Origin of the sequence: Salinarimonas ramus, from assembly GCF_014645695.1 — a bacterium.
Classification (GTDB): Bacteria; Pseudomonadota; Alphaproteobacteria; order Rhizobiales; family Beijerinckiaceae; genus Salinarimonas; species Salinarimonas ramus.
In genome coordinates this window covers 385,675-405,314 of the sequence record NZ_BMMF01000005.1, presented here as the reverse complement: position 1 = coordinate 405,314, position 19,640 = coordinate 385,675, and the positions used below count along the sequence as shown (strand labels likewise).

At 72.1% G+C, this 19,640-nt stretch carries 18 protein-coding genes; 9 read left to right on the top strand and 9 right to left on the bottom strand.

All coding sequences use genetic code 11. The features are described 5' to 3' along the window. The first annotated feature begins 64 nt into the window (after positions 1–64). On the top strand, positions 65–403 hold the full coding sequence (locus IEX89_RS10910; protein ID WP_188912678.1) for a response regulator: 339 nt from the start codon (positions 65–67) through the stop codon (positions 401–403). Between the two features lie 31 nt (positions 404–434). Here the strand turns inward: IEX89_RS10910 and IEX89_RS10905 are convergent, their stop codons facing one another. Then, the gene (locus IEX89_RS10905; RefSeq protein WP_188912676.1) at positions 435–1,124 is read right to left on the bottom strand and encodes a DUF4142 domain-containing protein; all 690 of its coding nucleotides are present in this window, start codon (positions 1,122–1,124) and stop codon (positions 435–437) included. Positions 1,125–1,238: 114 nt separating this feature from the next. Further along, positions 1,239–2,177 (bottom strand): dihydrodipicolinate synthase family protein, encoded by a 939-nt coding sequence (locus IEX89_RS10900; RefSeq protein ID WP_188912787.1) that lies wholly within the window; start codon positions 2,175–2,177, stop codon positions 1,239–1,241. Between the two features lie 237 nt (positions 2,178–2,414). On the opposite strand from IEX89_RS10900, the gene IEX89_RS10895 reads away from it, so the two are divergent. Further along, positions 2,415–3,281 carry a D-amino-acid transaminase gene (locus IEX89_RS10895; RefSeq protein ID WP_188912673.1) on the top strand — a complete coding sequence of 289 codons (867 nt, stop codon included), beginning with the start codon at positions 2,415–2,417 and terminating at the stop codon, positions 3,279–3,281. A gap of 91 nt (positions 3,282–3,372) precedes the next feature. Here IEX89_RS10895 and IEX89_RS10890 read toward each other — a convergent pair whose 3' ends face one another. Then, positions 3,373–4,044 carry an outer membrane protein gene (locus IEX89_RS10890; RefSeq protein WP_188912671.1) on the bottom strand — a complete coding sequence of 224 codons (672 nt, stop codon included), beginning with the start codon at positions 4,042–4,044 and terminating at the stop codon, positions 3,373–3,375. A 297-nt stretch (positions 4,045–4,341) separates the two neighbouring features. Here IEX89_RS10890 and IEX89_RS10885 point away from each other — a divergent pair, with 297 nt between their 5' ends. Next, the gene (locus tag IEX89_RS10885) at positions 4,342–4,857 is read left to right on the top strand and encodes a tyrosine phosphatase family protein (protein ID WP_188912669.1); all 516 of its coding nucleotides are present in this window, start codon (positions 4,342–4,344) and stop codon (positions 4,855–4,857) included. 24 nt (positions 4,858–4,881) lie between these two features. On the opposite strand, the gene IEX89_RS10880 is transcribed toward IEX89_RS10885, so the two are convergent. Then, positions 4,882–6,522 (bottom strand): hypothetical protein, encoded by a 1,641-nt coding sequence (locus IEX89_RS10880; protein WP_188912667.1) that lies wholly within the window; start codon positions 6,520–6,522, stop codon positions 4,882–4,884. Beyond that, complete coding sequence (locus IEX89_RS10875; RefSeq protein ID WP_188912665.1) at positions 6,519–8,747, bottom strand: transglycosylase domain-containing protein; 2,229 nt, start codon at positions 8,745–8,747, stop codon at positions 6,519–6,521. The genes IEX89_RS10880 and IEX89_RS10875 overlap by 4 nt, the downstream gene beginning before the upstream one ends. Positions 8,748–9,195: 448 nt before the next feature. Between IEX89_RS10875 and IEX89_RS10870 the strand changes: the two genes are divergently transcribed. From IEX89_RS10870 to IEX89_RS10860, 3 genes are all read left to right on the top strand, one after another. Next, positions 9,196–10,239, top strand: coding sequence for an SDR family NAD(P)-dependent oxidoreductase (locus IEX89_RS10870; protein ID WP_188912657.1), 1,044 nt, complete (start codon positions 9,196–9,198; stop codon positions 10,237–10,239). Between the two features lie 85 nt (positions 10,240–10,324). Beyond that, positions 10,325–13,057, top strand: a complete 2,733-nt coding sequence (locus IEX89_RS10865; RefSeq protein ID WP_188912655.1) for a DUF2339 domain-containing protein — start codon at positions 10,325–10,327, stop codon at positions 13,055–13,057. A gap of 85 nt (positions 13,058–13,142) precedes the next feature. Further along, complete coding sequence (locus tag IEX89_RS10860) at positions 13,143–14,780, top strand: alpha-D-glucose phosphate-specific phosphoglucomutase (protein ID WP_188912653.1); 1,638 nt, start codon at positions 13,143–13,145, stop codon at positions 14,778–14,780. 133 nt (positions 14,781–14,913) lie between these two features. Here the strand turns inward: IEX89_RS10860 and IEX89_RS10855 are convergent, their stop codons facing one another. From IEX89_RS10855 to IEX89_RS10840, 4 genes are all read right to left on the bottom strand, one after another. Next, positions 14,914–15,903, bottom strand: coding sequence for a site-specific tyrosine recombinase (locus IEX89_RS10855; RefSeq protein WP_188912651.1), 990 nt, complete (start codon positions 15,901–15,903; stop codon positions 14,914–14,916). Beyond that, positions 15,900–16,046, bottom strand: coding sequence for a histidine kinase (locus tag IEX89_RS10850; RefSeq protein ID WP_188912649.1), 147 nt, complete (start codon positions 16,044–16,046; stop codon positions 15,900–15,902). Before IEX89_RS10850 ends, IEX89_RS10855 begins: the two co-directional genes overlap by 4 nt. 155 nt (positions 16,047–16,201) lie before the next feature. Further along, positions 16,202–16,744 carry an inorganic diphosphatase gene (ppa, locus tag IEX89_RS10845; RefSeq protein ID WP_188912647.1) on the bottom strand — a complete coding sequence of 181 codons (543 nt, stop codon included), beginning with the start codon at positions 16,742–16,744 and terminating at the stop codon, positions 16,202–16,204. Positions 16,745–16,882: 138 nt separating this feature from the next. Then, on the bottom strand, positions 16,883–17,392 hold the full coding sequence (locus tag IEX89_RS10840) for a GNAT family N-acetyltransferase (protein WP_188912645.1): 510 nt from the start codon (positions 17,390–17,392) through the stop codon (positions 16,883–16,885). On the opposite strand from IEX89_RS10840, the gene IEX89_RS10835 reads away from it, so the two are divergent. The 3 genes from IEX89_RS10835 to IEX89_RS10825 all read left to right on the top strand — a co-directional run bounded on the left by IEX89_RS10835 (position 17,391) and on the right by IEX89_RS10825 (position 19,611). Then, positions 17,391–17,642, top strand: a complete 252-nt coding sequence (locus IEX89_RS10835; RefSeq protein ID WP_188912644.1) for a hypothetical protein — start codon at positions 17,391–17,393, stop codon at positions 17,640–17,642. The two genes, IEX89_RS10840 and IEX89_RS10835, sit on opposite strands and share 2 nt — an antisense overlap. Positions 17,643–17,648: 6 nt before the next feature. Further along, positions 17,649–18,692 carry an ABC transporter substrate-binding protein gene (locus tag IEX89_RS10830; protein WP_188912642.1) on the top strand — a complete coding sequence of 348 codons (1,044 nt, stop codon included), beginning with the start codon at positions 17,649–17,651 and terminating at the stop codon, positions 18,690–18,692. 97 nt (positions 18,693–18,789) lie between these two features. Beyond that, on the top strand, positions 18,790–19,611 hold the full coding sequence (locus tag IEX89_RS10825) for an ABC transporter ATP-binding protein (RefSeq protein WP_188912640.1): 822 nt from the start codon (positions 18,790–18,792) through the stop codon (positions 19,609–19,611). Positions 19,612–19,640: the final 29 nt, after the last annotated feature.

Here is a 19,640-nt window from a genome sequence, read left to right as displayed (position 1 = left end):
CGAGAAGGAGCCCCGAGATGCGCTCCGGCGGTGCCGGAGATCGGGCGGCGGCGAGGTGAGAGACGTGAGCGTGCGTATCCTGATCTGCGAGGACAATCCGTTGATCGCCCTGGATCTCCAGGCGATCGTGGAGAGCGATGGCCACGAGGTGGTCGGCGTGTGCGACAGCACGGAGGCCGCCCGCGCGATGCTGGCCGCTCCCGTCGACTTCGCCCTCCTCGACGTCGATCTCACCGACGGGAAGAGCTACGCGGTGGCCCAGGCGCTCGCCGCCCGCGGCGTGCCCTACGCCTTCGTCTCCGCGACGCGCCCGAGCGAATTGCCGGAGGACCTGCGCGACGCGACCTTCGTCGCCAAGCCCTATCGCGAGGACGCCATCCTGCGGGCCGTCTCGCGCCATTGAAGAGACGATCGGTGAGCCGGTCTCGGCCGGATCACCGTTCCTCGCCGCCGCCGCGCGCGGCGATGAACTCGGCGACCAGCTCCTGGCGGATCGTGACCGCCTGGTAGAGCGAGGCCTCCAGCATCGGCAGGACGAGACGCGCGAACTCGCGCACGTCGTCCTCGGACCCGAACCTGCGATAGAAGCTCGTGAGCGCGATCGCCTCGCGATGCGCCTCGATCATCGCGTCGATATAGGCTTCCTCGAACACGATCGCCCGCGTCTCGTCCTCGAGCGCGGCGAGAATGTCCGCGTCCTCGCGGGTGAGGAGGCCGGCGGCCGCGCTCTCCGGCAGCGTCTGCGCGGCGACGCCGCGGCCCGCTTCGTGCGCGGCGAGGATGTCGCGCGCGACGTTCGTCGTGCGCTCCCGCGGATCGCGCGACAGGACGAGCTCGGAGGCGCGCATCACGAAGGCATCGAGATTGGCGAGGCGATCGACGTAGGTCTGCGCATCGAGATCCTCGAGCGTGCGCCAGTCGAGGTCGGCCGCGGGCGCGAAGCGCCGAGCGGCGTCCTCCTGCGAGAACGGCGCCGATTCGACCGCGGGAGGCCCCTCGGGAGCGACCGCCTCGCCGGTTCCACCGCCCGCTCCGGTCTGGGCGAGGGCGGGTGCGGCGACGAGGAGGGCGGCCACGGCGAGGAAACCGGGAAGGGCGCCGGCGCGCGGGAAGGTCGGGAGCACGGTCTCACCTCTTGGGATCGTCCGTTCGCATGAACGGCCCGATCCGGGAACGGAGGCCTCGTGCGCACGGTTCCCGCGGCGGCGAGACGCGCCGCTCCGATCCGCGCCGCGGCCTCAGGCTCCGCGCAGATCTCCCGCGCGGGCGTCGTGGCGGGCCAGCCGGGCGAGGAGATAATCCACCTCGCCGCGCGTCTTTGCCGAGACGCCGCCGCCTGGCTTGCGCAGCGCGGCCGAGCCGATGATGCCGCGGCGCATGAGCACGTACTTGCGCACGGCGAGCCCGGCACCGGGCTGCTGCTCGTAGCGCATGTAGGGCAGGTGGGCGTCGAAGAGGTCGTGCGCCGCGTCGCGCTCGCCGGCGGCCGAGAGGCGCACCACGTCCGCCAGCATGTCCGGGAAGGCGTAGCCCGTCATGGCGCCGTCCGCGCCGCGCTCCGTCTCGAAGTCGAGGAACATGCCGCCGTTGCCGCACAGGATCGAGATCGGCCGCATGGAGCCGTCCGCCTGGAAGCCGCGCAGCGTCGAGATCTTCTCGAGGCCCGGCCAGTCCTCGTGCTTGAGCATGACGGCGCCGGGATTGTCGGCGACGATGCGACGGATGACGCCCGGCGTCATGACGATGCCCGTGGAGAGCGGGTAGTCCTGGATGACGAAGGGCACGTCCGCGCCGATCGCCTCCGCCGCGTTGGCGTAATAGCCCACGATCTGGTCGTCGGTCTTCAACGAGGAGGGCGGGGCGATCATCACGCCCGCGGCACCCTTGTCCATCACCGCGCGCGTGAGCGTGCGCATGGCGGCGAAGCCGGGCGCCGAGACGCCGACGACGACGGGCACGCTCGCCCGCTCGATCACGCGCGCGGCGACCGCCAGCGCCTCCTCCGCGTCGAGCTTTGGGGCCTCGCCCATCATGCCGAGCACGGTGATGCCGGTGGCGCCCGCGCCGAGGAAGAAGTCCGTCATCGTGTCGATGGACCGCTCGTCGACGCGCCCGTCCTCGTGGAAGGGGGTCGGGGCGATGACGTAGACGCCTTTCGCGGACGCGTCGAGCATGATGGGGGGCTCCTGGCCAGGTGGATGGAACGAAGGGATCGAAAGATGGATCGAACAGGGTTCGAACGGGGGATCGCAGCCCCTCGGGGCCGATCGGTCGAGTGGATGCGCGCACGCTAGGGCCGGCATCCGGCAGGCGCAAGCGCGCCCACGCCCATGCGCGTTTCGGCCCGCTTGCAGGAAGGCGCACGGCCGTGGTGTGCTGCGCGCGATGAACGAGATCACGAGAGGTCGCGATAGATGTCCCGTACCGTCTTCCTGAACGGAGACTTCGTCCCCTTCGAAGAGGCCCGCATCCCCGTCATGGATCGCGGCTTCCTGTTCGCGGACGGGATCTACGAGGTCGCGGCGATCATCGACGGCAAGCTCGTCGACGAGGTCGCCCACCTCGCCCGGCTCGACCGCTCGCTGCGCGCCATCGAGATCGCCAATCCCTACACGAGCGAGGAGTGGATCGCGCTCATGCGCGAGCTCGCCGCCCGCGACGAGGTGCGCGAGGGTCTCGTCTACATCGAGGTCACGCGTGGGGTCGCCGAGCGCGACTTCCCCTTCCCGCCCGAAGGCACGCCGCCCACGGTCGTCATGTTCACGCAGGCCAAGCGCATCCTCGGCGCGCCCGCGGCGGAGAAGGGCGTGGCCGTCATCACGGTGCCGGACCTGCGCTGGAAGCGCCGCGACATCAAGTCGGTCGCGCTCCTCGCCCAGGTTCTCGCCAAGCAGGAGGCCGCCCGCGCGGGCGTCTCCGAGGCCTGGATGGTCGAGGACGGGCACGTGACGGAGGGCGGCTCGTCGACCGCCTTCATCATCACGCCGGACGACCGGCTGGTGACGCGCCCCCTCTCGAACGCCGTCCTGCCCGGCATCACCCGCATCGCCGTGATGCAGCTCGCGCGCGAGATGCAGCTGACGATCGAGGAGCGGCTGTTCACGGTGGAGGAGGCGCTCTGCGCCCGCGAGGCGTTCTACACCTCGGCCTCCGCCATCGTCATGCCGGTGGTGACCATCGACGGCAAGGCGATCGGGGACGGCAGCCCCGGCCCGATGACGAAGCGGCTGCGCGAGGTCTACCTCGCGCTCGCCCGCGACGGCGCGCTGGCGAGCGGCTGAGCATTTACACGGCGCTCGAGAACGAGAGCGCCCCGCCGTCCGGGAGGACGGCGGGGCGCTTCGTTTCCGGGATCTGCGCGACGCCGCGAGATCAGAACTTGTAGTTCACGCCCGCACGGACGGTCGAGAACTCGAGGCCGGCCTCGCGCTGGACGTCGAGGTCGTAGGTCTCGTCGTCGAGGTCGGTGTAGAGATACTCGACCTTGGCGGTGAGGTTGTTCGTGAAGGCGTGCTCCACGCCGCCGCCGAGCGTCCAGCCGACATGCGTCTGATCGTCGGAGAAGGTGCGGCCGGCGACCACCGCCGTCACGTCCGCGCCGCCATAGGCGAGACCGCCGGTGGCAAAGACGAGGGTGCGGTCGAGCGCGAAGCCCGCGCGGCCGCGCACCGTGCCGAAATAGTCGAGCTGGGCCTCGCTGACCGTACCGGCGAGCGCGCCCGGGACGGCCGGGCCGCCCTCGAAGTTGGTCCACTGCAGGTCCGTCTCGAGACCGACGACGAACGAGCCGAACTGAACATTGTAGCCGAGCTGGCCGCCGCCGACGAAGCCGTCACCCTCGTCGAAGAGGACGCCGCCGGTCGCGCCGGTGAAGTCGCCCCAGCCATAGCCGAGGTTCACGCCGGCGTAGAAGCCGGTCCAGCTGAACACGGGGGGCGCGGAGGGAACGAAGGGGGCCGGCTCGGTGCGCACCGGCAGGTCGGCGGCGACGGCGGCCGCCGTGAACGCCACGAGCGCGGTGGAAGCGATGAGCAGACGTTTCATGGGTTTTTTGTCCTCTGTTTGGGATGACGGACACATAGCGCTTTCGCGGGTGCAGCGAAAGTCGCGCCGAGAAGTTACCGAAGCATTGAGAGACTTCGTTGTATTTCTGCAACTTAATCAAGCATTAAACATACTCGCGCCGTCTTCCCGACTACTTCATGGCGGAAGTGTGGCATCGCCGATTACACGATGCCGTGAAGTCTTCGGTCGCTAACGAACGCTTCACCATGTTCGCAGAGGCCCTCGCGCGCACCGGTCGCGTTGACACCTGTGCGCCCGCTTGCGATCTCCCTCGCCATGCCGACCATCCACGTCTGCCCGCTCTCGCGCCTCGACGACATCGTGCTCGAGACCCGCGCCTCCCACCTCGTCACCCTGGTGAAGGTGGGCACGCCCTTCACGCGCCCCGTCGCCATCGCCGAGGCGCGGCATCTCTCGCTGTTCATGAGCGACATCGTCGAGCCGATGGACGGGCACGTCCTGCCCGGGCCCGAGCATGTCGAGCCCTTCCTCGCCTTCGTGCGGGAATGGGATCGCACGGCGCCGATGGTGATCCATTGCTGGGCGGGCATCAGCCGCTCCACGGCCGGCGCCTTCGTCGCCGCCTGCGCCCTCGCACCGGAGCGCGACGAGGCGACGATCGCCCGCGCGCTACGCGCGGCTTCGCCCATGGCGACGCCGAACAAGCGCATCGTCGCCGTGGCGGACGCGCTGCTGGGGCGCGAGGGACGCATGGTCGAGGCGATCGCCGCCATCGGGCGCGGCGAGGACGCCTACGAGGGCGTCCCCTTCACGCTCTCCCTGCGGGACTGACGGCAGAGCCGGGAGGCGACGCCCTCAGCGGGCGCAATCGTCGAGATCGCCCGGCTCCACCGTGCCTGCGGCAGCGAGCAGCCCCGCGGCGGCGAGGGGCACCGGGCCGGCGCTCGGCGCGGTCGCGGCGAGCGAGCCGTCCTCCTCCAGCGTCTGGACCGCGCCGACGAGCGGCGCCGTCGTCAGCCGCGCCACCGGGGCGGGCAGGCCGGCGATCTCCTGTACGAGCGAGGCGGCGATCTCGCCGGCCATCTCCGACAGGGGCCGCCCCGCGAGATCGCTCACGATGTCGACGAGCCCGTGATCGACGATGGCGACGCGCATCTCGCGCGCCCGCGCCCGGGCGAGGTCGCGCACGCCGAGATCGGCGATGTCGGCCTCCTCGGCTATCTCGAGATCGAGCGCGGCGGTGGCGTCGGCGAGGCCCGGCGCGTCGAGGCACACGAGCCGTACGCGCAGGCGCCCCGGCCGCAGGACGGCGTCCGCCTCGACGTCGAGGCTCAGATGCGGGCCGCCTTCGAGCCCGGCCGCGCCGCCCTCCGCCGTCACGGCGGCGGCGATGGTGCGGGCCTGCTCCTCCGCCGGCGTGCCGGCGAGGAGCGCCGCCGAGGCCTTGAAGCCCTGCAGCGAGGCGTTGGCGCGCGACGCCGAGGAGCCGAGGCTCACCCGCAGCGCGCCCTCGTCGGCGACGATGACAGCGGGCTCGGAGCCGGCGCGGCGGGCGCGCAGCAGCAGGTCCTCGAACGAGAGCGAGAACAGCCGCGGCGCGTCGTCCTCTTCCGGATCGGCGAGGCCGAGCGCCGCCTGCGCGAGGCCGGTGAGGCTGCGCGGCGAGCCGTCGAGGGTGAGCGCGCCGAGCGAGAACTCGGCCGAGCCGGCGAAGCGCGCCGCGCCCGAGAGGTCCCGCGCGGAGAAGCCGGCGATGTCGAGCGCGGGGATCGCCGCACGGTCCTCCGCATCGTCCGCCTCCGCCCGCGCCACGAGCCCGGTGAGCACGAGGTGGTCGGCGGCGAAGCGCGACGCGAAGCTGCCGCGCGCGGCGTCCGCCACGCCACGGCGCACCTCGACGACGAGGTCCTGCACCACGACGTCCGCGGGCTCGGCCGCCGCCGGCATCTCGCCGGTCGCGGCGGCGCCGAGCGTGCGCAGCGCGTCCGCGGAGAGGACGAGGATGTCGGCCGCCAGCGTGCCGCCCTCGTTGGCGAGGGTGAAGCCCTCGAGCACGAGGTGATCGCCCACGAGATAGGCGTTCGCCGCGGCGAGACGCGTGTCGCGCCAGCCGATCGGGAGCGACAGGCCGCTCGCGACGAGCTCCGGCTGGAGCCGCACGCTCTCGCCCGTCGTGCCATCGGCGAGGGGATGGCCGGCGGGCAGGCGCACGGTGACGGGCGCGCCGTCCCAGGCGATGCCGGTCCAGGTCGCGAGCCCGAAGACGGGGTGCGCGTCGAGGAAGAACTGCGCCAGCGTCCCGTCCGGCGCGGCCGCACGCGCAGGCGGGGTCACCTGGGCGGGGTTGGGCTGACCCAGGACCGGCGGCGCGGTCTGCGCGCTCGCGACCTGGGGCACGAGGCCCGCGCCGAGCACGAGCGCGAGAAGGCCGACGCCGGCGCGGAGTCTCGCGCTCGAGAGGAGGTTCGCTCCGCGATGTCCGAACGTACCGCTCATTGGGCCCAACCCGGCCTCCATGCATCGGCCGGCGCCGCGCCGGCATAGGGATCCGAGCGCTGGCCGTTCCAGCCGCCACCGCCGCCGGCCCACCAGCCGCCGCCGCGCGGATCGGGCTGCGGCTCGGGCTGCGGCTGCTCGGGCTCGATCCAGTAGGGCGCCTCCTCGCGGGCGAAGAGCGAGGTCTCGATCTCCTCGGAGATGATGCCCGCCGCCCGCGCGTCGCGGATGAAGGAGGCCGCGATGGGTGCCGCGAAGGAGCCGCCGGTGGCGCGTCGGCCGTTGATGGAGGGCAGCGGATCGTCGTCGTCGCGGCCGATCCAGACGGCGAAGGCGATGTCGCCCGTGCGGCCGACGAACCAGTTGTCGCGATGCTCCTGCGACGTACCGGTCTTGCCGATGACGCCCGAAGGACCGTTGGCGAAGGCGCCCGCGGCGGTGCCGCGCACGACGACGCCGCGCATCATGCTCTCCAGCGCCTCGAGGTTCTCGCGGCTCGAAATGTCGCTGCGGCGCGGATCGAGGTTCGCCATGGCGAGTGCCATGCGATAGGGCGAGGTCTCCACGGCGCCGATGGAGGCCGAGGGGAAGAGCAGCCCGCGCTCGTCCGGCGGATAGAGGCTCGCGGAGACGGCGACGCGGCGCACCTCCTCCATGCCGACATGCATGGCGAGGCGGGCGGCGACCTGGTTGTAGCTGCGCTCGAGCGCCGTGAAGACGGGCACGTAGCTGCCGCCGCCGCCGTCGTAATTGCCCGGCGACCAGACCTCGGTGCCGATGGTGACCGCGATGGGGCCGTTGAGCACCCAATCCTGCGGGCGCACGCCGCCGTCGAGGGCCGCGAGCCACACGAAGGGCTTGAACGAGGAGCCCGGCTGGCGCTGCGCGCGGGTACGATCGAAGCCGCTCGCCCAGCTGCGCGTACCGCCCACGGAGGCGATGGGCTCGTTCGTATTCAGATCGATGGCGACGAGCGCGCCCTGGACGCGGGGGCGCCCACGCACCTCGCCGTCGGGGAAGAGCGCGAAGACGTCGCCGAGCTCCGCGCCGCGGGGCACCTGCGGCGTCGGCGCGGCGGGGGCGTCCGCCTGGGTGGCGCCCGTCGTGTCGACGGTCTCCCGCGGCTCGATGATCAGCCCGTCGCGCCCGACGATCACGCGCACGACGCCCTCGGGTAGGCGCGCGACCACGCGGTCGGCGGCGAGCCAGAGCGAATCGGGGTTGCTCGCGGCGCGATCGAGGGCGCGCTCCGGCAGACGCCCGAGCGGCGCGTCCGGCAGGCGGCGGTTCACCGGCTCGAGCACGGCGTCGAGGGCGCGCTGCGCGATGGCCTGCGCCTCGGCGTCGAGCGTCGTGACGAAGGGCCGGCCCTCCGGCTGATCGAGATAGGGGCCGATGCCGATGAAGCGCCGCGCCTCGGACAGGGCCCAGTAATCCGGATCGGACGGCGAGGGGCCCGCCTGAGGCGGGGGCGGGGGCGGCGCGACGGCGATGGGCTCCGCCTGCGCGGCGTCGCGCTGCTGCGGCGTGATGAAGCCCACCTCCGCCATGCGGTCGAGCACGTGATCGCGACGGGCGCGGGCGCGCTCCTCGTTGCGCAGCGGGTCGAGGCCCGACGGCGCGCGCAGGACGCCGGCCAGGAAGGCGTTCTCGGAGAGAGCGAGGGCGTCCCAGTCGCGTCCGAACCAGTTCTGCGCGGCATTCGCGGCGCCGTCCGAGCGCCGGCCGAAATAGACGGCGTTGGCGTAGCTCTCGAGGATCTCCTCCTTCGTCGCGACGCTCTCGGTCATGACGGCGGCGATCGCCTCGGCGACCTTCCGCTCGAGCGTGGCGGAATCGCCCACCAGCGCATTCTTCGCGAGCTGCTGCGTCAGGCTGGAGCCGCCGCCCGCATCCGATCGACCGCCGAGCGCGCCGACGACCGCGCGGCCGATGCCGGCGGGATCGAGGCCCATGTGGCGCTCGAAGCTCGCGTCCTCGACGGCGACGAGGGCCTGCACGAAGTCCTCCGGCAGGTCCTCGAAGCGCACGGTGGCGCGATCGACGCCGAGGCGCCCGGCGGTCTCGCCGTCGCGATAGGCGATCTCGATGGAGCGCGAGGCGCCGGCCTCGGCGGTGCCGTGCAGCGCGATGACCGGATCGGCGTCGACGACGCCCACCGGCCCGGCGACGAGCGGCGTGCCGAGCGCGACGAGCGCGGCGAGGGCGGTGAACGCGTCAGACATGATGCGACGTCTCTCCGGGACCGGTCATGATATCGGCTTTTCGCCTGAACGCGTACGCGCGAGCCGCTTCGTTTTCATTTGCACCCTAACATCGGTTACGTCCAGGTTGACGTTCGCCCCGGGGGAGGTCCGCCGTCGCATTCGTCACACGGTGTGGAGAACGGGTGACGGACATGACGCGCGGCCATGCGAGAGCGTTCCGCGGCCATCACGCCGCCGCGAAAGACGGCGAATCCCCGCTCGGCGGCTTCGTCGCGCGCCGGTGTGGCGGAAAGCGGGCGCCCGCCACGCGGCATGCGGAAAGGACCGCCTGTTTCCCGTGAAACAGCCCCCGGACGCAGGATGCCGCGGCGACGCACGCACCTTCACGGGCCCCCTTCCGCGGCCTCGTGCGTTGTGACTGCGGTGCGGACGGGCTATCGACCCGCTCGCAAGGAGGCGCCGTCCCATGTCCCTCACGACCGGCTCGTCGCAGACGCCCCGCAGAGCTCTCGTCACCGGCACCGCCGGCTTCATCGGCTACCACGTCGCCGCACGCCTCCTGGCGGAGGGCTGGCTCGTCACCGGCATCGACGGCATGACGCCCTATTACGACGTCGCGCTGAAGCAGGCGCGACACGCGCGCCTTCGCCGCTCCAACGCCTTCGTGGCCCACGAGATCATGCTGGAGGACGAGGCGGCCATCGCCCGCGCCTTCGACGACGCGAGGCCGGACGTCGTCGTCCACCTGGCTGCGCAAGCCGGGGTGCGCTATTCCCTCGACAACCCGCGCGCCTATGTCGACGCCAACCTCACGGGGACCTTCAACGTCATGGAGGGCGTGCGCCGGCACGCGCCCGCGCATTTCCTCCTGGCCTCGACCAGCTCGGTCTACGGCGCCAACACGGCCATGCCCTTCGGGGAGCGCGACCACGCCGACCACCCGCTCACCCTCTACGCCGCGACCAAGAAGGCGGCGGAGGAGATGACGCACGCCTATGCCCACCTGTGGAAGGTGCCCACCACCGCCTTCCGCTTCTTCACCGTCTACGGCCCCTGGGGCCGGCCGGACATGGCGCTCTTCAAGTTCGTGCACGCGATCCTGGAGGGCCGACCCATCGAGGTCTACGGCGAGGGCGCGATGCAGCGCGACTTCACCTATATCGACGACCTCGTCGAGGCCATCGTGCGGCTGATCGACGTCGCGCCCCGGGAAGGCGAGCCCGTGACCGAGGGCGATTCGCTCTCGCCGGCCGCACCCTGGCGCGTGGTCAACATCGGCGGCGGCCAGCCCGTGGGGCTCCTCCCCTTCATCGAGACCATCGAGGCGTCGCTCGGCGTCGAGGCGAAGCGCACGCTCCTGCCCATGCAGAAGGGCGATGTCGTCGCGACCTTCGCGAAGGCCGATCTGCTCGAGGCGCTGACCGGCTATCGCCCGGCGACGCCGGTGGAGGAGGGCGTTCGCCGCTTCGTCGCCTGGTACCGGGAGCATTATCGCTCGCCTGCGACCTGATGGCGCGCCGGGCGATCTTGCGGTAAGCGTGGCCCCGGCCGGCAGGGAGCGAGGTCGGCTCGGCGCGGTCACTTGGGGGCGGGCGATGGACGACGAGATCCTGTTCATCCTGATCGGGCTCGCGATCCTGGCCCTGCCGATCCTCGCCATCGTCGCCTTCGTGATGGCCTACAACACCCGCCAGCGGGTGCGGGCGCTGGAGAGCCGCCTCCGGCTCGCGGAGAGCGCCCTCGTCCAGCTTCGGCGCGAACCGCCGCCCGCCTCCGCGCCGACGCCGGTGGAGACGGCCGTCGAGACGCCGCCGGCGGTGGAAGAGCAGGCGCCTCCCGAGCCCGAGCACGCTTCCGACGCTCCCGCCGACACGGCGCCCGAAATGCCGCAGGAGCCCGCCGACCTGCCGATCGCCGCCCGGCAGGGGCTGGAGGAGCGATTCGGCACGCGCTGGGCGGTGTGGATCGGCGGCCTGGCGCTGGCGCTCGGCGGCGTCTTCCTCGTGCGCGCCTCGATCGAAGCCGGGTTGCTCGGGCCCGGCGCCCGCGTCCTCCTCGGCGCGCTGTTCGCGGCGGCCCTGATCGCCGGCGGCGAGGTCCTGCGCCGGCGCACGGCGCCGATCCCCGCCTTCGGCTCGGCCTACGCGCCCGGCGCGCTGACCGCGGCCGGCGCGACCACCGCCTTTGCCGTCGTCTACGCCGCCTTCGCGCTCTACGGCTTCATCGGGCCCGCCCTCGCCTTCGTGCTGCTCGGCGCCATCGCGCTCGCGACCATGCTGGCCGCCGCCCTGCACGGGCCGGCGCTCGCGGCGATCGGGCTGCTCGGCGGCTTCGCCGCGCCGCTCCTCGTCTCGAGCGCGGATCCGAGCCTGTGGCCGCTGCCGATCTACCTCGCCTTCGTGGCGATCGCCGCCTACGGCGTGGCGCGCCTGCGCCGCTGGCGCTGGCTGGCGATCGGCGCCGCCGTCGGCGCCGGCCTGTGGGCGCTCGTGCTCACGGTCCTCGCCTTCGGCGACACGGCGCCGGGGCTCGTCCACGTCCTCGTCCAGACGGCGCTCGCCGCCGGCGCCTTCGTCGCCCTGCCCTACGGCCGCGACCGCGCGCCGCGCCCGTCCCTCGACCGCGTGGCGACGGGCGTCCTCGCCGGCTTCGCCGGTCTCGCGGTCCTGGCGCTCTCGAGCGGCGACGTCGGACCCACGGCCCGCATCGCCTTCGCCGGCGCCATGGCCGCGCTCCTGACCGCTTGCGCCGTGCGCTACGCTCCCGCCGCCGGCGCCGCGCTCCTCGCCGCGGGGATCGTCGCCGGCAGCCTCGTCACCTGGCCCGTGGCCTACGAGATCGCGGAGGAGCCGCGCCGCGTCGTGCCGGGCGGCGTCGCCCGCGTGCTCTGGCCCGAGGCGCTCGAGACCTTCCTCGCCTTCGGCGCGATCGCCGCCCTCGCCATCGCCGCCGCCGCGGGCGCGCGCCTCCTGCACAGCACGCCGCTCCTGCGCCTGCCCGCGGCCGCCCTCGCCGCCGCGGCGTCGGGAACGCCCCTCCTCGTCCTCGTGACGATCTACTGGGCGCTCACCGACGAATTCCGCAGCCTCGACGCCGCGCCGGCCCTGCCCTTCACGCTGGGCGCCGCGGCGCTCGCCGTCGCCTACACCGCGCTCGCCGTGCGCCTGCAGCCGCTCGTCGGGGCCGAGGACGGCGAGACGCCCGGACGTCTCCTGCTCGCCGGCGCCGCGGCCGCCGCCCTCGCCGCGCTCTCCGCCGGCCTCGTCTTCACGCTCGATCGCGGCCTCCTCACGGTCGCGCTGGCGCTCTCGGCGGCGGGAAGCGCGTGGGTCGCGGACCGCACGCGCATCCCGACGCTGCGCTGGGCCGTCGGCGTGCTCGGCTTCGTCGTCCTGATGCGCCTCGTGGAGGATCCGACCGTCGCGGATGATCCCGGCCGCACGATCCTGCTCAACTGGCTCCTCGTCGGCTACGGCGTGCCGGCCGTGGCCTTCGCGCTGGCCGCGCGCCTCCTCGACCGCACCCGCCGGGACGGGATCTCGCGCTTTTCCGAGAGCCTCGCCTTCGTCTTCGGCGCCTTCCTCGTGTTCTTCCAGATCCGCCATGCGCTCCACGGCGGCGATCCCCTGGCCGAGACCACGAGCCACGTGGAGATGGGGCTCCTCGCCACCGCCTCCCTCGCCTTCTCGGTTCTCGCAACGCGCCTCGACCTCGCTCGGCGCGACACGGTGACGGGCGTCGCGAGCCTCGCCTTCGCGGCGCTCTCCATGGCCTTCGTCGTCTTCGGCCTCGCCTATGCGGCAAACCCGCTCGTGACCGACGATGCGATCGCGGGAGCGCCCCTCCTCAACGATCTCGCCCTCGCCTACGCGCTCCCGGCGATCCTCGCGGCGATCCTCGCTCGCGCGGCGCGCGCCGTGCGTCCCGCCTGGTTCGTCGAGGCCGCCGGCTGGCTCGCGTTGGCGCTCGGCAGCGCCTGGATCGCGCTCGCCATCCGCCACGCGGCGCAGGGCGCGCAGATCGGCATCGATCGAGTACCGACCGAGGGCGAGATGTGGGCCTATTCCGCCGCCCTCGTCGCGCTGGCGCTGGCGGCGCTGGCCTACGGCCTCCTGCGCGACGTGCGCCGCGCCCGCCTCGTGGGCGTCGCCTTCCTCGCGGCGGCGGTGGTGAAGGTCTTCCTCGTCGATCTCGCGAACCTCGAGGGCGTCATGCGCGCCCTCTCCTTCATCGGGCTGGGCCTCGCTCTCGTGGGCATCGGGCTCGCCTGGCAGCGTCTCGCCGCGCGGCGCCCCGCCGCGGCGGCGGGCGGCGCGCCGATCGATTAGGCGCTCGCGCGCGTTCACGAGGGATGGAACCGCGCGCCGTGATCGCTATGCTGCGCGCGAAGAGCAACCCACCACGGGAGATCGCATGACCATCGCCGTCGAGACCGTCGAGACCACCCCCTTCCAGGACCAGAAGCCGGGCACGTCGGGGCTGCGCAAGAAGACGGCGGCGTACCGCCGGCCGCATTACGTCGAGACCTTCGTGCAGGCGATCCTCGACGGCGTCGAGGACAAGCCGAACGCGACCCTCGTCGTCGGCGGCGACGGCCGCTATCTGGTGCGCGAGGTGGTGCAGACGATCATCCGCATGGCGGCGGCGAACGGCGTCGGGCGCCTCGTCGTCGGCGCGGAAGGTCTGCTCTCGACGCCGGCCGCCTCCGGGCTCATCCGCAAGCGCAGGGCGGCGGGCGGCATCGTGCTCTCGGCGAGCCACAATCCCGGCGGGCCCGACGGCGATTTCGGCATCAAGTTCAACGTCTCCCACGGCGGCCCGGCGCCCGCGAGCGTCACCGAGGCGATCTACGCCCGCACCAAGACGATGAACGCCTACCGCATCGTCCGCACGCCCGACCTCGACCTCGGCTCGCTGGGCGAGATGCGCGTCGGCGACACGCTCGTCGAGATCGTCGATCCGGTGGCGGACTATGCCGAGCTGATGGCGCAGTTCATCGACCTCGACGCCATTGCCGCCCTGTTCGCCCGCGGCTTTCGCATGCGCTTCGACGCGATGAGCGCCATCACCGGACCCTACGCCAAGGCGATCCTCGAGGAGCGTCTGGGCGCGCCGGAGGGCACGGTCGTCAACGGCACGCCGCTGCCAGATTTCGGCGGGCACCATCCCGACCCCAACCCCGTGCACAACGCGGAGCTGGTATCGCTGATGACCGGGCCCGACCGGCTCGACTTCGCCGCGGCGTCGGACGGCGACGGCGACCGCAACATGATCGTCGCGCCCGGCATGTTCGTGACGCCCTCCGATTCGCTGGCGATCCTCGCGGCTCACGCGCATCTCGCGCCGGGCTATGCCGACGGCGTCAAAGGCGTCGCCCGCTCCATGCCGACGAGCCGCGCCGCGGACCGCGTGGCGGAGGCGCTCGGCGTCGAGGCCTACGAGACGCCCACCGGCTGGAAGTACTTCGCCAATCTCCTCGACGCCGGCATGATCTCGATCTGCGGCGAGGAGAGCGCCGGCACCGGCTCCTTCCACGTGCGGGAGAAGGACGGGCTGTGGGCCGTGCTGCTCTGGCTGAACATTCTCGCGAAGACGGGCGAAAGCGCCGACGCCCTCGTGCGCGCGCACTGGTCGCGCTACGGCCGCGACTATTACCAGCGCCACGATTACGAGGAGGTCGACGCCGAGGCGGCCTCCGCGCTGATGGAGCACCTGCGCGCGCGCCTGCCCGCGCTTCCCGGCAGCGAAGCCGCCGGCTTGCGCATCGAGGCCGCCGACGACTTCGCCTACACCGATCCGGTTGACGGCTCGGTGGCGGAGAGCCAGGGCATCCGCATCTACTTCGCCAATGGCGGCCGCGCCGTCTTCCGCCTGTCGGGCACCGGCACGGCGGGGGCGACGCTGCGGGTCTATCTCGAGCGCTACGAGCCGGCCGACGGCCGCCACGACCTCGACGTCGCGGACGCGCTGGCGGAGGTCGTCGCCGCGGCCCGCGCCGTGGCCGAGATCGAGCCCCGCACCGGCCGCGCCGAGCCCAGCGTGATCACCTGAGAGACGAAACGAGCACCCCCTCCCCGCAGGATACGAGCGCCTCCTCCCCGCAGGGGAGGACGACGACCCGAGGGTCGGAGGGTGGGGAGGGGGCGGGCCGCCCGATCGGCGGTCTCTCCCACCTTACCCCGCACTACTCCTCCGCTTCCCGTGTAGCCGCCTCCGGCCGCGCATCCGCCAACGGGTGCAGGTCGCGCACCATCGCCGCGACGCGCTCGTCGAGCACGTGGGTGTAGATCTGCGTCGTGGCGATGTCGGCGTGGCCGAGCAGCTCCTGGATGACGCGCAGATCCGCGCCGTTCTGCAGGAGGTGGCTGGCGAAGGCGTGGCGCAGCACGTGCGGGCTGACCAGCCGCGCCGGGATTCCGGCGGCGCCGGCGAGCGCTTTGAGGTCGCGGGCGAAGGCCTGGCGGGTGAGGTGCCCGCTCTCGCTGTCCGCCGGGAACAGCCACGGCCCCGCGGCCCCCGCCTCCTCGAGCGCGGCGAGATAATCCTGCGCCGCCGCCCGCGCCGGTTCCGTGACCGGGACGAGCCGCTCCTTGTTGCCCTTGCCGCGCACCACGATGGCGCGCTCGCGGGCGCGCGCGGCATTGCGCGGAAGCGCGACGAGCTCGGAGACGCGCAGCCCCGTGGCGTAGAGGAATTCCAGCAGGCAGCGCATGCGCAAGCCTCGCAGCCGCTCCTTGGGCGTCGCGTCGGCGCGCTCCGCGGCCTCGCTCGCGACGGCGAGCAGCCGGTCGACCTCGTCGATCGAGAGCGTCTTCGGCAGGCCGCGGGCGAGCTTGGGGCCGTCCACCGCCGCCGTCGGATCGTGCGCCGCGTGCCCGTCGGCGAGGAGGAAGGCGTGGAACTGCCGCACCGCCGAGAGCCGCCGCGCGCTCGACGACGCCGCGAGCCCGCGCTCGGCGATGGAGGCGAGGAAGCCGCGGATCGTCTCCGCCCGCGCCTCGATCGCGGCGGTGCCGGTCTGCGCGAGATAATCGAGATAATCGTCGAGATCGCGGGAATAGGCGTCGAGCGTGTTTCGCGCGGCGCCGCGCTCGGCAGCGAGCATGTCGAGAAAGAGCCCGACGAGCCGCCAATCGCCCGCCTTGCGGCGCGTCGCGGCGGGGCGCGCGCTCATCGCGGGGCGAGCCGCGAGGGCGGCACCGTCGTCGAGATCTCGCGGATCTCCGGCTCGACGAAGAGCGCGAGCGCCCACATGCCGGCATAGACGAGGCCCGCGAGGAGGCCGATCAGGACGACGAAACGGAACAGGGTCGGCAAGGTCGGGCTCTCGAGGTCGGTTGCGGCGTGATCGGGGCGGGCAGGCGCGGCGCTCGGGCACCGCACGCCGCCGTCCCGCCGCACGAGGACGCTACGCTCGCATGTCAGCCTATGCGGCGGACGCCGTCTTGCCTAGCCCTGCGTCGCACCCGCGCTCAGCCCTGCGGCTTGGTGGCCTTGCCCTTCTCGATGGCCTTCGAGACCATCTGCAGCGCTTCCTCGGCATCGCCCCAGCGCACGATCTTCACCCACTTGCCGGGCTCGAGGTCCTTGTAGTGCGTGAAGAAGTGCTCGATCTGCTCGAGCGTGATCTTCGGCATGTCGGTGATGGTCTTCACGCTCTCGTAGCGACGCGTGAGCTTCGTCGTCGGGACGGCGATGATCTTCTCGTCCTGGCCCGCCTCGTCCTCCATGATCAGCACGCCCACCGGCCGCACGGCGATGATCGCGCCGGGCACGATGGCGCGGGTGTTGGCCACGAGCACGTCGACGGGATCGCCGTCGTCGGAGAGCGTGTGCGGGACGAAGCCGTAATTCCCCGGATACCGCATCGAGGTGTAGAGGAAGCGGTCGACGACCAGCGTGCCGGCCGCCTTGTCCAGCTCGTACTTGATCGGCTCGCCGCCGATCGGCACCTCGATGATGACGTTCACCTCGTGGGGCGGGTTCTTGCCGATGGACACTGCATCGATGCGCATGCCGGTTCTCCCTCTCGCGGGCACGTCTCGCGCGCCGCGGGTCTTGTGGGCGCGAGTCTTGCGGTCGCGCGCTGAGTAGCGGCGGACGCCGCGCCGCACAAGGACGACTTTCGCCGGTTCGCGTCGGGCGTGGTGCGATCAGCGCTCGAACAGGTAGGCCTGCTTGGGCAGCGCATCGGGTCCGATGCGCTCCTTCCCGCGGGCGACGAGCCGCCCGCCCATGTGCTCGTAGAAGGCGCAGGCCCGCTCGTTCTGCGAGAGCGACCAGACCGCCACGCTGCGCGCACCGCGATGGTCGAGATCGTTGAGCACCGCCCGGAACAGCCGCCGGCCGAGACCGACGCCCTGGTATTCCGGTGCGAGGTAGAGCTCGTCGACCTCGCCCTCGGCGGGCAGCGCGCGGTCGCGGCAGCGGCCGTAGGAGGCGTATCCCACGATCTTCTTGCCGACGTCGAGCACGGCCAGCGGTCGCCCGCGGCGCAGCGAGAAGGCCCACCAGCGCGGGCCTCGCCGCTGGATCATGCGCTCGAGCGCGACGCCCGGGATGATGCCGCCATAGGCTTCCCGCCAGGCCGCGTCGAAGACCCGGGAGATGGCGCCGGCGTCGGCCGGCTTCGCATGCCTGATGCCTGTGACGAGCTCGCTCATGAGGAAAGTCTATGCCGCGTCGCGCGCGCTGGGAAGAGGTGCGTTCGTCGAAGCGGACGGCGCGCGCTGCGCCGTCGCGTCGCGGCGCTCGATTCTCCGCCTCGCAATCTCGGCCTGTGCGTTCCCGCCGCACCCGCGCGGTCGCGCGGCGCGCGGCACGAGCCTTGCCAAGCGCGGCTGGGCTCGCGAGGATGCGAGCCGGCGCGATGGGCATGCCCACGCCTTAGGCATTTCGAACTGGCAGGGATAGGCAACGATGACGCATTCACCCGCCGCGGCGCTGGCCGCAGCCGTCTCCACGCTCGCGCTCTGTGTCCTCGCGGTCCCGATCCTCGCGGTCCCGGCGAACGCCCAGGACGGCGACCTGCGCGAGGTGCGCTTCGGCACCAACTGGGTCGCCCAGGCCGAGCACGGCGGCTATTACCAGGCCGTCGCCGACGGCACCTACGAGGCATGCGGCCTGTCCGTCGAGATCGTCCCCGGCGGGCCGCAGGCGAACAACCGCATGCTCCTGCCGGTGGGCCGCATCGACTTCTACATGGGCGGCAACATGATCCAGTCCTTCTCGGCGATCCAGGAGGGCATCCCCACGCTCGTCGTGGCCGCCTCCTTCCAGAAGGAGCCGCAGATCCTGATGTCGCATCCGGGCGTGCACGACACGTTCGAGAGCCTGAAGGACTCCCAGTCGATCTACGTCGGCCGCGAGGGCCTCGCGACCTTCTATCAGTGGCTGATCACCGAGTACGGCTTCACCGAGGAGCAGACGAAGCCCTACACGTTCAACCCGGCGCCCTTCATCGCCGACACGGACGCGGTGCAGCAGGGTTACCTCACCTCCGAGCCGTTGGCGGTGGAGCGCGAGGCGGGCATCACGCCCAACGTCTTCCTGCTCGCGGATTACGGCTTCGACACCTATTCGACCATGATCGAGACCCGCCGCGAGCTCGTCGAGAACGAGCCGGACGTCGTCCAGTGCTTCGTCGACGGCTCGGCCATCGGCTGGTACAATTATCTCTACGGCGACAACGCCGCCGCCAACGAGATGATCAAGGCCGACAACCCCGAGATGACGAACGACCAGATCGCCTATTCCATCGAGAAGATGAAGGAATACGGCATCGTCGATTCAGGCGAGGCGCTGGAGCTCGGCATCGGCGCCATGACGGACGAGCGGATGAAGAGCTTCTTCGACAAGATGGTCGCCGCCGGCCTCTTCCCGGCCGACCTCGACTACACGCAGGCCTACACGCTCGACTTCGTCAACAAGGGCGTCGGCCTGGAGCTGCGCCCCGCGCAGTGACGGGAGACCGGGTCCGCGAGACCGGGGGCGAGACGACGACCGGCTCGCCCCCGGTAGACGGCGACACGATGCGAGACGGGAGCAGAGACCCGAGCCGATGAGCGCGATACAGGCCAGGCCGGCCCCCGACCAGCCACCGAGCCGGGCACCGTCCCTCGTCGCCCTGGAGGGCGTCGACAAGACCTTCGCCAACGGAACCGTCGCGCTCTCCGGGCTCGACCTCGACATCCGCGAGAACGAGTTCGTCTCGCTGCTGGGCCCCTCGGGCTGCGGCAAGTCGACGGCTCTGCGCATCCTCGCCGGCCTCGTCGCACCCTCGACCGGCCGCGTCGCCTGGGCCGGCGGCGGCACGGGGGAGGACCATCGCGGCGAGATCGGCTTCGTCTTCCAGGAGCCGACGCTGATGCCGTGGGCGAGCGTCGCCGACAACGTCTTCCTGCCGTTGCGCCTGCGCGGCGTCGCACGCGCCCGCGCGCAGGAGGCGATCGACGCATCCCTCGCGCTCGTGGGCCTGTCGAAATTCGCCCACGCCTATCCGCGCGAGCTCTCCGGCGGCATGAAGATGCGCGTCTCCATCGCCCGCGCGCTGTCGCTGCGCCCGCGCATCCTCTTGATGGACGAGCCCTTCGCCGCGCTCGACGAGATCACGCGGTTCAAGCTCAACGACGACCTCCTGCGCCTGCAGCAGGAATTCGGCTGCACGATCGTGTTCGTCACGCATTCGGTCTACGAAAGCGTCTACCTCTCCACGCGCATCGTGGTGATGGCGGCGCGGCCCGGACGGATCGTCGCCGAGATCCCCGTCGAGGAGCCGATCCCCCGCGACGAGACCTTTCGCACGACGCCGCTCTACGGCAGGCTCTGCCGGGAGGCGAGCGCCGCACTCCACGGCGCCATGGGCGCGCAGGAGCATCTCTAGTGCATGACGTGTCAGTGAGCGGAGCGTGG

Bases quoted from the DNA above. Each gene is read 5' to 3' on its own strand.
- IEX89_RS10895 (WP_188912673.1), top strand. From the start codon at position 2,415: ATGTCCCGTACCGTCTTCCTGAACGGAGACTTCGTCCCCTTCGAAGAG.
- IEX89_RS10890 (WP_188912671.1), bottom strand. From the start codon at position 4,044: ATGAAACGTCTGCTCATCGCTTCCACCGCGCTCGTGGCGTTCACGGCG.
- IEX89_RS10885 (WP_188912669.1), top strand. From the start codon at position 4,342: ATGCCGACCATCCACGTCTGCCCGCTCTCGCGCCTCGACGACATCGTG.
- IEX89_RS10880 (WP_188912667.1), bottom strand. From the start codon at position 6,522: ATGAGCGGTACGTTCGGACATCGCGGAGCGAACCTCCTCTCGAGCGCG.
- IEX89_RS10875 (WP_188912665.1), bottom strand. From the start codon at position 8,747: ATGTCTGACGCGTTCACCGCCCTCGCCGCGCTCGTCGCGCTCGGCACG.
- IEX89_RS10870 (WP_188912657.1), top strand. From the start codon at position 9,196: ATGTCCCTCACGACCGGCTCGTCGCAGACGCCCCGCAGAGCTCTCGTC.
- IEX89_RS10865 (WP_188912655.1), top strand. From the start codon at position 10,325: ATGGACGACGAGATCCTGTTCATCCTGATCGGGCTCGCGATCCTGGCC.
- IEX89_RS10860 (WP_188912653.1), top strand. From the start codon at position 13,143: ATGACCATCGCCGTCGAGACCGTCGAGACCACCCCCTTCCAGGACCAG.
- IEX89_RS10855 (WP_188912651.1), bottom strand. From the start codon at position 15,903: ATGAGCGCGCGCCCCGCCGCGACGCGCCGCAAGGCGGGCGATTGGCGG.
- ppa (WP_188912647.1), bottom strand. From the start codon at position 16,744: ATGCGCATCGATGCAGTGTCCATCGGCAAGAACCCGCCCCACGAGGTG.
- IEX89_RS10835 (WP_188912644.1), top strand. From the start codon at position 17,391: ATGAGGAAAGTCTATGCCGCGTCGCGCGCGCTGGGAAGAGGTGCGTTC.
- IEX89_RS10840 (WP_188912645.1), bottom strand. From the start codon at position 17,392: ATGAGCGAGCTCGTCACAGGCATCAGGCATGCGAAGCCGGCCGACGCC.
- IEX89_RS10830 (WP_188912642.1), top strand. From the start codon at position 17,649: ATGACGCATTCACCCGCCGCGGCGCTGGCCGCAGCCGTCTCCACGCTC.
- IEX89_RS10825 (WP_188912640.1), top strand. From the start codon at position 18,790: ATGAGCGCGATACAGGCCAGGCCGGCCCCCGACCAGCCACCGAGCCGG.